General features: G+C 35.2%; 8 protein-coding genes and 1 pseudogene. 7 read left to right on the top strand and 2 right to left on the bottom strand.

Annotated features, from left to right (window positions below):
- Window positions 1–13 precede the first annotated feature (13 nt).
- Window positions 14–445 carry an ACT domain protein gene (locus ACZM4J_RS05895; protein WP_022164882.1) on the bottom strand — a complete coding sequence of 144 codons (432 nt, stop codon included), beginning with the start codon at window positions 443–445 and terminating at the stop codon, window positions 14–16.
- Window positions 446–463: 18 nt separating this feature from the next.
- Window positions 464–1,762, bottom strand: a complete 1,299-nt coding sequence (locus ACZM4J_RS05890; protein ID WP_022164883.1) for a phenylacetate--CoA ligase family protein — start codon at window positions 1,760–1,762, stop codon at window positions 464–466.
- A gap of 563 nt (window positions 1,763–2,325) precedes the next feature.
- On the opposite strand from ACZM4J_RS05890, the gene ACZM4J_RS05885 reads away from it, so the two are divergent.
- The 7 genes and pseudogenes from ACZM4J_RS05885 (at window position 2,326) to ACZM4J_RS05855 (ending at window position 13,875) form a co-directional block, all read left to right on the top strand.
- Window positions 2,326–5,091, top strand: coding sequence for a glycoside hydrolase family 3 protein (locus tag ACZM4J_RS05885; protein WP_022164884.1), 2,766 nt, complete (start codon window positions 2,326–2,328; stop codon window positions 5,089–5,091).
- 235 nt (window positions 5,092–5,326) lie between these two features.
- Window positions 5,327–7,612, top strand: a complete 2,286-nt coding sequence (locus tag ACZM4J_RS05880) for a hydratase (RefSeq protein WP_022164885.1) — start codon at window positions 5,327–5,329, stop codon at window positions 7,610–7,612.
- Between the two features lie 47 nt (window positions 7,613–7,659).
- On the top strand, window positions 7,660–9,684 hold the full coding sequence (gene glgB / locus ACZM4J_RS05875; protein ID WP_022164886.1) for a 1,4-alpha-glucan branching protein GlgB: 2,025 nt from the start codon (window positions 7,660–7,662) through the stop codon (window positions 9,682–9,684).
- Between the two features lie 67 nt (window positions 9,685–9,751).
- The gene (locus ACZM4J_RS05870) at window positions 9,752–11,875 is read left to right on the top strand and encodes a hypothetical protein (protein WP_022164887.1); all 2,124 of its coding nucleotides are present in this window, start codon (window positions 9,752–9,754) and stop codon (window positions 11,873–11,875) included.
- A gap of 545 nt (window positions 11,876–12,420) precedes the next feature.
- Window positions 12,421–13,383 carry a prepilin peptidase gene (locus ACZM4J_RS05865; protein ID WP_302689706.1) on the top strand — a complete coding sequence of 321 codons (963 nt, stop codon included), beginning with the start codon at window positions 12,421–12,423 and terminating at the stop codon, window positions 13,381–13,383.
- A gap of 106 nt (window positions 13,384–13,489) precedes the next feature.
- Window positions 13,490–13,621: pseudogene (locus ACZM4J_RS05860) on the top strand (Flp family type IVb pilin); the annotation flags it as partial.
- Complete coding sequence (locus ACZM4J_RS05855; protein ID WP_022164890.1) at window positions 13,606–13,875, top strand: TadE family protein; 270 nt, start codon at window positions 13,606–13,608, stop codon at window positions 13,873–13,875. The pseudogene ACZM4J_RS05860 and the gene ACZM4J_RS05855, both read left to right, overlap by 16 nt.
- The last annotated feature ends 72 nt before the right edge of the window (window positions 13,876–13,947 follow it).

The following is a 13,947-nucleotide window of genomic DNA, read 5'->3' as shown; positions in this document are numbered from 1 at the left end:
CCTTGAAGAACCATTACATCTTCATAAGATCTTCCTGTGAAACTAATTTCACACCATTCTTTTTCATAATGGCTGCAACTTTGTCATTGTTTTTAACACGACAAACCATAAGTGCATCGTCAGTTCCTCTTGCAAGGAATGTGTAAACATATTCAACACTTACACCAGCTTCTGCAAGAATGTTCATTGTTTTTGCCATGGCACCTGGTTCATCGGGAATTTTCATACCAACAACCTGTGTAAGATTGCAAATCCAATCGTTATCTTTTAACAATGTAAGTGTATCTAATGGCTTATCCACAATTATTCTAATAATACCAAAATCGCTTGAATCAGCAATTTCAAAAGCACGCATGTCAACGTGATTATCTGCTAAAAAGTTTGTAAACTTGGCAAGGTTGCCTGGTTTATTTTCTATAAAAACTGAAATCTGATTTATATACATAACTGACCTCCTAAAATATTAAATTTTTCTCTTGTCAATAACACGAACAGCTTTTCCTTCTGAACGGGCAATTGATTTTGGCTCTACTAGTTTTACCTTTGCATAAATTCCAAGCATGCTCTTAAGGGCGGCAACAATATCTTTTTCTTTTGTTTCAATGTCGCTAATTGTGTCAGAGAACATTTCAGGAGTCATTTCAACTAAAACTTCCATTGTATCGCTATTGTTTACGCGGTCAACAATAAGCTGATAGTTTGCAGGCATGCCCTGTTTAATAAGAACTTCCTCAATTTGTGAAGGATAAACATTAACGCCTTTAATAATAAGCATGTCATCTGAACGACCCATAAGTCTGTGAATTCTTGCATGTGTACGTCCGCATTTACATTTTTCTCTTGTAATGTATGTAATATCTTTTGTACGATATCTGATAAGTGGAAAGGCTTCCTTAGCAAAACTTGTAAATACTAATTCGCCGATTTCTCCATCAGGAAGTGGTTCAAGTGTATCAGGATCAACTATTTCAGGAATAAAATAGTCTTCGCAAACATGCATGCCTTCCTGAGCTTCACATTCAAAAGCAACACCTGGCCCTCCAATTTCTGTTAGACCGTAAATATCGTACGCTTTGATGCCAAGCTTTTCTTCCAAACTGTGTCTCATTTTTTCAGACCATGCTTCTGCACCGAAAATACCGGCTTTTAATTTGATTTGATCTTTGATTCCCCGCTCTTCAATTGATTCTGCCAAATATGAAGCATAACTTGGTGTACAGCAAAGAATAGTTGAACCTAAGTCTGTCATAAACTGAAGCTGTCTGTCTGTGTTCCCTGATGACATAGGAAGAGTCAGGGCTCCAACTTTATGAGAACCACCGTTTAATCCAGCACCACCTGTAAAAAGTCCATAACCGTATGAAACGTGAACTACATCTTCGTCTGAACCACCTGCGGCAACAATTGCTCTTGCACAACCGTTTTCCCATTTGTCAATATCTCCATGTGTGTAGAAGTCAACTACTCGTTTTCCGGTTGTACCTGAAGTTGACTGAATTCGCACACAATCCTTAAGAGGAAGTGCCATTAAGTCATATGGGTAAGCATCTCTTAAATCATCCTTAGTTAAAAAAGGTAATTTTGAAATGTCATCAATTGACTTGATGTCATCAGGAGTAACTCCTACAGCTTCCATTTTTTTCCTGTAAAAAGGTACGTTTTCATATACTCTTTTTACTACATCTAAAAGTCCGTCGTTTTGCCATTGATTAATCTGCTCTCTTGAGGCAGTTTCAATATCTTCTTGAAAATATTTTCCCATTGTTTAAGTTCCTTTCCTACGTTCATTTTGTAGTAAAATTTTTTGAAAAATTAACTACACATAGTAATTTAATTGTAACTTATTTAGCGCGTTAAAGCAATAAATTACAAAGGGTAAACATAACCAAAAAAAGTTTGAAAATTTATAATAATTATCCAATAAATTTTATATTAAATATGGGAAAAAGATTTTATAGTGTTAAAATATAGTGCGTGATAAAAATACAGTGTTGGGATTAGCGCATTCGGCACCAATAATGTCTCTGGCGACATTATTTCTTTAAAAAAAGTAATAAAAAGTATTTTATATTTAAAAATAAAAACGTTACAATTACAGACCGACATTATGTATAATGCCTTTTCACGCTAATAAAAAACAGAAATAAAAATGTTTTCGGAAAAGCGGCAAATCCACGCTAATAAAAACATTTTTCTGCCCATAAAATCTAGTAATTCCCATTTCCCTATGATATAGTGATTTATAGATATTTAGCGTGAGATTTTTAATGAAGAAATCATTGAATTTAATTATGTTAAGGGATAATAAAGTTGGAGGAAAATTGAATGAGCGAGAATTTAAGGGGCGTTCCTGTTAAGGGATTCGCAGAAAAAAGCCGAGAAGCGGCAGTTGAAGGCATTGTTTTACTAAAGAATCAGGACAAGGTACTCCCATTTTCAACAGAGGATAAGATTTCAGTTTTTGGTAGACCACAGCTAGAATATTATAGAAGTGGAACCGGTTCAGGTGGAGCTGTTCAGGTAGAATATGCTACAAATATTATAGATGGTTTCAAAAACAGCAATCTTAATATTAATGAAGAACTTGCAAATGATTATGTAGAATGGCTTAAGGACCATCCATTTGACAATGGTGGCGGCGGCTGGGCTTGCGAGCCTTGGTTCCAGAAAGACATGGACATTACTGTAGAGTACGCAAAGAAACAGGCTCAGGTATCAAACAAGGCTGTTTACATTATTGGACGTACAGCAGGAGAAGACAAAGATAACTATAACGGAGCGGGAAGTTATTTATTAACAGAAGAAGAAATTTCTAATATTAAAAACATAACAGAAGCATTTGAAGATGTAGTAGTTGTGTTAAATGTTTCTAATATAATTGATATGAAGTGGGTTAATAATCCACAGTTTAACGGCAAGGTTAAGGCAGTAGCATACGTTTGGTCAGGTGGTATGGAAGGTGGAAACGCAGTTGTTGACGTCCTTTCAGGAAAAGAGACACCAAGTGGTAAGTTACCTGACACAATTGCTGAGAACCTTGAAGATTACCCATCACATGAGAATTTCGGAAATCCACTTACAAATCTTTATAAAGAAGATATTTATGTTGGTTACAGATATTTCGAAACTTTTGCACCTGAAAAGGTTGTCTATGAATTTGGCTTCGGACAGTCATACACAACATTTGATATTGAAACTTTATCTGCAAAGGTAGAAGACGAAAAAGTTAAACTTCAGGCGAAAGTTACAAACACAGGTGATACATATTCAGGAAAAGAAGTTGTTCAGGTTTACTACAGCGCACCACAGGGCAAGTTAGGAAAGCCTGCAAAAGAACTTTGTGCTTATGTTAAAACAAATAAGCTTGCACCATCAGAAAGCCAGACAGTTGAAATTGAATTTGCTGTAAAAGACATGGCTTCCTATGATGACAGTGGAGTTACAGGAAATAAGTCCAGCTACGTTTTAGAAGCAGGTGACTATGTAATATATGTAGGTAACAGTGTAAGAAACGTAAAAGAAGTTCTTACATACAATGTTGAAGAATTAGTAGTTACAGAGCAGTTATCAGAAGTTTGTTGCCCAAATGACGAAAACTTAACTATTTTAAAACCGGGCAAACAGAAGGCTGACGGAACTTTTGAAAAAGAATACATCCCTTCACAGAAGCCAACAGTAGACATGACAAAGAGAATTGAAGATAATTTACCAGAAACAATGGAAATTACAGGTGATAAGGGAATTACTCTTCAGGATGTATATGAAGGAAAGAACACAATTGAAGATTTTGTAGCACAGCTTTCAGTTGAAGAATTAGCACAGATTGTAAGAGGCGAAGGTATGAGTAACCCTAGAGTAACTCAGGGTACAGCTTCAGCTTTTGGTGGAATTTCAGATGCATTATTTAATTATGGAATTCCTGCAGCATGTTGTGCAGATGGACCAAGTGGTCTTAGATATGACGGAAAAGCTACACAGCTTCCAATTGGAACAGCTCTTTCAGCTTCATGGAACGCCCCATTAGTAAGAGAACTTTACACAATGGAAGGTGAAGAATTAAGAGCAAATCAGATAGATACTTTACTTGGACCTGGTGTAAACATTCACAGACATCCACTTAACGGACGTAACTTTGAATATTATTCAGAAGATCCATACCTTTCAGCAACAATGTCAGTTGCTTCAACAGGAGGTATTAAGGATGGTGGTACATGGGGAACAATTAAGCATTTTGCCTTAAACGGACAGGAATCACATAGATTTAAGATTGACGCTGTTTGTTCAGAACGTGCAATTAGAGAAATTTACTTAAAGTCATTTGAAATGGCTGTAAAAGAAGGCACTGTAATGACTCTTATGACAAGTTACAATCCTATTAACGGACATTGGGCTGCATCAAACTATGACCTTTGCACAACAGTTCTTCGTGGAGAATGGGGATACAAAGGTATTGTAATGACTGACTGGTGGGCAAAGATGAATGACGTTGCCTTCGGTGGAGAAGAATCAAATCAGGACACAAGAGATATGGTTCGCTCACAGAATGATGTGTACATGGTTGTAAACAACAATGGCGCAGAGGTAAACTCAAACAACGATAATACAGAAAGTTCAGTTGAAGCAGGAACTTTAACAGTTGGAGAACTTCAAAGAGCAGCAATTAACATTTGTAACTTTATTCTTAGTGCACAGGTAATTGAAAGAGAATTAATTGACACAGACGTTGCTAATCATTATCCTTCAGTTCCTGTAAGTGAAGCAAAATATGAACAGTTTAACTTAGCAGAAGACAACAAGGTTATGTTCAACGGTGGCAAGGAAGCAACAATGATTGTAGAAGAAGATGCAGAATACACAATCATTGTAAATATTGCATTTGAGAAATCAAACTTAGCTCAGTCTACTGTAAATGTAAATGCAAACGGCGAGAACATGGTAGTTATTCAGACAAACGGTACAGACGGTAACTGGATTACTCAAAAACTTTGCAAGGTTAAGTTAGACAAGGGTGCATACAATATCAAACTTGAAGATGTTTTAGCTGGAATTAAGGTTAAATACATGCAGTTTAAGAAACTTAAAAGAAAATAAATTTAGATAAGCCATATATCAAAAAGGAGAGGTCCCTTCAAAACAGTTTGTAGTTTTGGAGTGACCTCTTTACGTTTAAAAATGAATCGTTTTTATACGGTTTATCTTTTGTGTATGAAAAATAAAAAAGTAACGTCACTTAAAGGTGCTATAACCATCAATCTTACTTGAAAATAAGCCCTAAATTTTGTATACTTAAAAGAACTGAAAGGTTAGTAAAACGTAGGAGGCAGAAATGATCAAATTATCAAATGGCGGAGCGTATCTCATTAACGGAACAGAAGTTATTGAGGACGGAAACGAAGAACTTTTAAAAAGTAAATTAGGAAGTAAGTATCTTTCAAAAGAAGAAGCAGGCAAGAACACAATTGCTTATGGAATTTTGAAGGATCATAACACATCTGGAAGCATGGACAAGCTTCAGATTAAGTTTGATAAATTAACATCTCACGATATTACTTTCGTTGGAATTATTCAGACAGCAAGGGCGTCAGGACTTGAAAAATTCCCAATTCCTTATGTACTTACAAACTGTCATAACAGTTTATGTGCAGTAGGTGGAACAATTAATGAAGATGACCATATGTTTGGACTTACATGCGCAAAGAAATATGGTGGAGTTTATGTACCACCTCATCAGGCAGTTATTCATCAGTTTGCGAGAGAAATGTTAGCTGGTGGTGGAAAGATGATTCTTGGTTCTGATTCACATACACGTTATGGTGCCCTTGGTACTATGGCAATGGGTGAAGGTGGACCTGAATTAGTAAAACAGCTTCTTTCACAGACATACGACATTAACAGACCTGAAGTAATTGGAATTTACATGACAGGGGAACCTGCAAAGGGAGTTGGACCACAGGACGTTGCACTTGCAATTATCGGCGAAGTATTTGACAAGGGCTATGTTAAGAACAAGGTTATGGAATTTGTTGGACCTGGTGTGTCAAGTCTTAGTGCAGACTTCAGAATCGGTGTTGATGTAATGACTACAGAAACAACATGTTTATCATCAATTTGGAGAACAGATGAAAAGATTAAGGAATTCTATGACATTCATGGAAGAGTAGATGAATACAAGGAATTAAATCCTGGAGAAGTTACATACTACGATGGAATGGTTTATGTAGATTTATCAAAGATTAAACCTATGATAGCAATGCCTTTCCACCCAAGTAACACATATACAATTGAAGAAGTAAATGCAAATCTTGAAGATATTTTAAGAGATGTTGAAAAGAAGGCTTTAGTTTCATTAGATGGTCAGGTTGACTACAAGCTTACTAACAAAATCAGAAACGGAAAGTTATATGTTGATCAAGGTATCATCGCAGGTTGTGCAGGTGGTGGATTTGAAAATATTTGTGCAGCAGCAGATATTCTTGATGGAAAGAGCATTGGTGCTGATGAATTTACACTTAGTGTATATCCTGCTTCAATGCCTGTATACATGGAACTTATAAAGAACGGTGCAGCAGCATCAATTATGGAATCAGGAGCAGTTATGAAAACAGCATTCTGTGGACCATGTTTCGGTGCAGGTGACACACCAAGTAATAATGCATTTAGTATCAGACATTCAACAAGAAACTTCCCTAACAGAGAAGGCAGTAAATTACAGAATGGTCAGATTTCATCAGTTGCACTTATGGATGCAAGATCTATTGCAGCTACAGCAGCCAACAAGGGTTATTTAACAGCAGCTACAGATGTTGATGTAGAATTTAAGAATCGTACATACCACTTTGATAGTAGCATTTATGCAAACAGAGTATTTGACTCACATGGCGTTGCAGACCCTGATACTGAAATTCAGTTTGGACCAAACATTAAGGATTGGCCTGAAATGGTTGCACTTACAGACAATCTTTTACTTAAAGTTGTATCAGAAATTCATGACCCTGTAACAACAACTGACGAACTTATTCCTTCAGGAGAAACATCTTCATACAGATCAAATCCTTTAGGACTTGCAGAGTTTGCACTTTCAAGAAAAGACCCTGAATATGTAGGCAAGGCCAAGGAAGTTCAGAAGGTTGAAAAAGCTAGAGAAGAAGGCAAGTGCATGTGCGATTATTCAGATGAATATAAAGCAATCATGGAAACAATCAAGGGACAGTTCCCTGATGTAAATAAAGACAATGTTGGAGTTGGTAGCACAATCTATGCTGTAAAACCAGGTGACGGTTCAGCAAGAGAACAGGCTGCATCATGTCAGAAAGTTTTAGGCGGCTGGGCTAACATTGCACAGGAATATGCTACAAAGAGATATCGTTCAAACCTTATTAACTGGGGTATGCTTCCATTTATTTATGAACAGGAAGAACTTCCATTTAAGAAAGATGACTATATTTTTGTACCTAACATTGCAGAAGCTGTTAAGGACAAGAAGTCAGATATACCTGCATATGTAGTTGGTGAGGGCGAATTAAAACCATTTACATTAAAGTTAGGTGAAATGACAGACGATGAAAGAGATATTATCTTAAAGGGATGTTTAATCAACTATAACAGAGTATAAAAATCAAACTAATAAAGGGCGTATTGGTGCGCGGGAAGGAAGGCCATATGCAAAATAAAAGAGCTATAACAAAAGACGACTGTTATTTATTTGGAGAAGGTACACACTACGAAATATATGAAAAATTAGGAGCACATGTTACGGAAATTGATGGTGTTAAAGGAACATATTTTGCAGTGTGGGCACCACATGCTACAAATGTTTCAGTCATTGGAGAATTTAATAACTGGATTGGATACGACCATAATATGAAGATGGAGAATGATTCAGGTATTTGGGAACTATTCATTCCGGGAGTAGACGAAGGAGCATTGTATAAGTACGTTATTTCTACTCAAACCGGAGACACTTTATATAAAGCAGATCCTTACGGAAACTGGGCAGAAATGAGACCTGGCAACGCTTCTCGTGTAGCCAATATCGACTCATATACATGGAATGACCAAAAATGGATTAAGGAAAAAGCGTCTGAAAATCATTATGAAAAGCCAATGTCTATATACGAAGTACATCCTGGCTCATGGAGAAAGAACTATAAAGGACCTGACGATGAAGATGGCTTCTATGACTATAGAAGAATGGCTGATGAACTTGTAAAATATGTTGTGGACATGGGATACACACATGTAGAATTAATGGGAATTTTGGAACATCCATTTGATGGTTCATGGGGATATCAGGTAGTAGGTTATTATGCACCTACTTCAAGATATGGAACCCCACAGGATTTTATGTATCTTGTGGATTCATTCCATGAAGCAGGAATTGCGGTAATACTTGATTGGGTTCCTGCACATTTCCCAAGGGATGAACATGGTTTAGCATTTTTTGATGGAACACCATTGTATGAATATGCTGACAGCAGAATGGGTGAACATCCTGATTGGGGCACAAAGGTATTTGATTATTCAAAGACAGAAGTAAGCAATTTCCTTATTGCAAATGCTTTATTCTGGGTTGAAAAATATCATATTGACGGACTTAGAGTTGATGCCGTAGCATCAATGCTTTACCGCGATTATGGTAGAGAAGACGGTCAGTGGATTCCAAACATTTATGGTGGAAAAGAAAATCTTGAAGCTGTAGAATTTTTCAAACATTTAAGCAGTGTTATGAACTACAGAAATCCAAGAGCTTATATTATTGCTGAAGAATCAACAGCATGGCCAAAGGTAACAATGGATCCTAAAGAGGGAGGACTTGGTTTCTCTTACAAATGGAACATGGGCTGGATGCATGATTTCTTAGAATATACTAAGTTAGATCCATTGTTTAAAAAGAACAACCATAACAAGATGACTTTTGGCATGACATATGCATTTAGCGAAAACTTCATTTTAGTTTTATCACATGATGAGGTTGTTCATTTGAAATGCTCTATGATTAATAAGATGCCAGGTTATCCTGCTGATAAATTTAAGAATTTAAAAACTGCATATACATTTATGTTAGGTCATCCCGGACGTAAGTTACTGTTTATGGGACAAGAATTTGCACAGTTACAGGAATGGTCAGAAAGCAGAAGTCTTGATTGGTATTTATTAGACGAACCAGAACACAAGGATATGCAGGATTATGTAAAGAAATTATTGCATTTATACAAAGAATATCCTGCTCTCTATACAGAGACAAAAGGTTATGGTGCTTTCGAATGGATTAATGCAAATGATGCAGACAGGAGTATTTTTAGTTTCATAAGAAAAACAACAGAACCTGACAATAAGAATTCAATTGGTTTTGTTTGCAACTTCACTCCGATAGAAAGACCTGACTACTGCGTTGGAGTACCAAAGGCAGGAACTTATACACGACTTCTTACTACAGAAACAGGAGAAAAACAGGAGGTTACATATAAGGCAATTGAAAGCGAATGTGACGGTATGCCGTTTAGACTTGAAATGCCACTTAGACCTTACGAATCAGTTATTTTTAAATTTCCTGAAGTAGTAAATAAGAAAGTGAAAAAGGAAGAACCAAGTGTTGAATCTAAGCCGGCACAGAAGAAACATACAAAGAAAATGTCTAGAAGAGACAGAAAAAAACAGAAAGCAAAAACAACAAAAGGAAAATAAATTAACTAAAGGGCAGCTTGAACTGCCCTTTCAGTGCCTAAAAAGATAGGTTGAAATAGGAGATATAATGAAAAAGAAGACAACAGTAGTGGTATCTGTTTTGGCAGTAATACTTATAGCAGTTGCAGGTGCAATTGTTTTCAAAAGCCATCAGGATAACACAGCACAAAATAACAATCAAAAAGAAGAAACAAAAATGAAAAAACTTCCTACAATTACATTGAAGTATGGTGATGAAGTTATAGGAAAACTTGACGGTTACACAATGGCAATGGACGAGAGCTTAATGAGAGATGTAATCGTTCCAATTTCAACAAGTCATAAGGTTCCTATGGTTATCAAAACGCAGGGAAACAAAATTAAAACTGTTAAGTATGAAGTAAAAGAATGCAACAACAATAGTCTTGTTGATAATGGTACAATTGAAGATTGGAAAGAAAATGGAGGAACTATTGATTTAACATATCAGGCAAGTGCCATTATGGAACAGGGAAAAGAATATTTCCTTAAATTTATAATCGAGACTGCAAGTGACCATGAAGTATATTACTACACAAGAGCCACAATTATGAATGGGGATAAGATTGTTCCTAATCAGATTAAGTTTGCTAAGAAGTTTAGTGAAAATACATTTAACGAGGAAAAATCAAGTGATGTTGCAGCGTATTTGGAACCAAATTCAAAGTATGCAAGTGACAGTTTAGGTCAGGCTACAATCAGATCAACTTTGGGAATGGTAATTTGGAAAACCTTTAGACCTAAGAAAATAAGTGACGTGGTTGTGTCTGCCAAAGATATTTATATTAAAGACACAGGTGAATCAGGCACATATACTTTAAACTATCAAATTGAGGCTACAAATGCTCAGAAAGTAAAGGAAAAGTATAATGTAGCAGAAACAGTGACTGTTTGGACTTTTAAAGGAAAGAATTATATTCTCGCATACAACAGGGAAGTAAATCAAATCTGGGATTGCAACGAAAATAATGTGGGAAATTCGTTTATCGATTTGGGAATACAGAAACAGACAACTACAGTATATAAGGAAAGTAGCAATCAGCAGTACATTGCCTATGAAATAAATGGCGATGTTTATGTAATGGATATTATAGGAAAAAATATTAAGTCACCATATAAACTTAAGGCAAAGTCTTCAGAGACATTGTATAAGACTAAGGCGAAGGTTGTAAATGTTGATGACAAGGGAAACCTTACGTTTATTATTTATGGTTACAGCACAAGTGGCTATCACAGGGGCAAAAATGGTATTTCGGTAATGGATTATAACTGGGAGAAAAATACCACAACAGAAATTGCCTTTATACCTAGCGATGAACCTAGCCAGATTCTTACAAATGAAATGAAAGATTTATGCTATAAAGGTGACGGAACAGTTTATCTGATGATAAATAATGCAATTTATTATGTAAATCTTAAAACAAAAGAATGGGGAACTTTAGTAGAGAACCTTAATGATGGAAGTTGTGTCTCAACTGATGATGGAAAAGTCATTGCTTACAATACAAATGGAACATTAGATGATAGTGATTCAATAACTGTTGTAGATTTATCAACAGGTACTAAAAAAGAAATAACAGAACCAGGCTACAAAATAACAGTATGTGGTTTTACAGGCGAGAATCTTGTTTATGGTATGGCAAAAGTAAAATCAACAAGAAAGTATGCACGTTTTCCAATTACAACTTTAAAGATTGTTGATAACAAGTTGCAGGAAGTTAAGACATATAAGAAATCAGGGGTAATTTTGTCAAATATTGAGGTGACAGATTCTGTAATCAGTTTTAACAAGTGGAAAAATAATAAGAAAATTGGTGATGACCAGATTCTTAATAATACGGAAATTAAGCAGCCGGTAGCAAAATCAAGCTTTTACATGGATGACATAAAGATGCAGGAGTTGGCGATTGCGTTTACCAACAATTTAGATTCTAATACAGCATTAAAAATAAACAAGCCGTCGAAGGTTACTTTCGACAGTAATGTAGAGGTGTTAAATGCTGATATATACAAAGACACAGAGAACAAATTTTTTGTTTACTCATATGGTAGACTTTACGGAATTTATGATAACAAAAAATCAGCCATAAGCGCTGCAAAAGAAAACTTTGGCGTGATTGTTGATGGCAAAGGAACAAAGATTTGGACCTTTGAGGATAATTATAACAATTAAAAATATGTAAAGTGGTTGCACGAGAATAGTACAATATCTCTTAAGTAGATAAATGAAGAAATCTGCTTAAGAGATATTTTTTCTTAAAAATAGTTTAAATGTTTATGCCAAGTAAAATTACTTCTTAATTTTAACTTTGTATGTTGATGGCCATTTTGAGTACAGAGTTTTGCCATTATAAAATTGTGAATTCTATACTTTGAAGAAGCAGGTACTTTGGCAATTTTTACTGCAAGTTTCTTTGCAGAGAATTTTTTTGTAGCCTATTTCTTTAACAGAACTTGGAATTGCTAAGGGAATATACATAGTCCCCTGATGTAATGTCGGCAGCTTTTGCGGTAAATGACAACCTGTTTATGCCGGAAAATAAAAGCCTGTGAGGAATATAAGTTGCACTTTTAAAATAAAACAACATTTAATATTTAAAAACAAAAAATAAAAACAAACAACATTTTATACTAAAAACATACCTTGCTGGGAAAAAGAAATCCGTATAAAATAGGATTATTAGGGATTTTGCATCTTAATGTACGGGTAGATAAAGTATGAATAAGCTATGGGACTTAATAATGCAAAGAAAACAGAATATGATTATTGGAATATGTGATGACGAAAATGTCATGAGGGAAGCGGAAGAGAAAATTTGTCGCAGTATAATACAGAACTATGGCGACGATATCGTTCAAATCGAAACTTTCTCTGATGGAAAAGAAGTTTTAGAGGGCGAGCATGATATTCTGATATTAGATATAGAAATGGAAGATGTAGATGGAATTGCTGTAAAAAATTATTTTCAAAATAGAAAACAAGAATCAGGTATGCTATACCTTAGATATAACAAAGATACGGAAAGACAAAGGAGGCAAGAAATGCTGGAAATCAAATTAATTGCCGGTGCATTGATTGGAACAGCTCTTAAGATTGCTTGTGATTTTATTGAGCAGAGACTTTTATTAAGAAGGAACATCACGTACAGCCAAAGTAGAAACGAGAGAATTATTTTACATATAATAATGGCATTAGTAGGAGCGATTATTATGTGGAAACAGAATTCTTTGTATACCATAATATACAGTTTCATATTATTAATGATTTGCGAAGTAATCGCTGTGACAGACCTGCATCACAGAATTATCCCCAATGATTTAATACTTGCAATTTTGGCTATTAAGGCAGCTTTTAGTATACCCTATGTTTTAGGAATAGAAGGTTTTCCTGAATTTTCATTAGTTTCTTCATTGCTAGGATTAGTTGCCGGATTTGCAATTTTTTCATTCCCGGCATTGTTGGCTAAGAATGTAGGAGCCGGAGATATTAAGCTGGCAGCAGCAGTTGGATTTTGTTTAGGAATTACTAATTTATTATATGTCATAGTGCTTATGGGAATTTGTGTACTGGCATATACAGTGGTTCAATCCAATATGGCATTTAAGATGGTTATACATGAGATGATTCCAATGGGACCATTCATTGCAGTGGCGATGGTAACCGTAATGAACTTTTGTTAATAGGTTCGATACAACAGAACAAACTGTTGAGAGAATATAGAATTAAAAATATTATCCATATGAGAAATAAATTATGTTAAAGAAATTTTTTTAAGATGAGAGTGGACAGGGAATGGTTGAGTATGCATTAATTATTGCTTTAATTGCAGTAGTTGTTATTGTGGCTATTACAGCATTAGGTGGTGGAATCAAGGATACACTGTCAGGAAAGGAGGCATTCCATTGTTTAGTAAATTAAAGAAAAGTGAAAAAGGTCAGTCAATTGTAGAGTTTGCCCTTGTTTTGCTATTGTTACTAACTTTACTTTGTGGAGTAATTGATTTTGGATGGATATATTCTAATCAATACAGTGTAGAGAACGCATCTTATGCAGGAGCTGGAAATGTAAATACGAATATCACATTACTTTTAACACCAAAACAATGTCTTGTAATGTCAGGAATAAGTAATTTTAACATTAGGTTAAGAGAGAAGACAGATACTACTAAGTAAAGATTTACATAATATTAGAATAAAAAGAAGGTATAACATGAAGCATTATAAAACACTTGCAATGGCATCTAT

Source organism: Eubacterium sp., from assembly GCF_057858645.1.
Note: the sequence above shows the minus strand (reverse complement) of the source record. Positions and strands in the feature narration are given on the sequence as shown.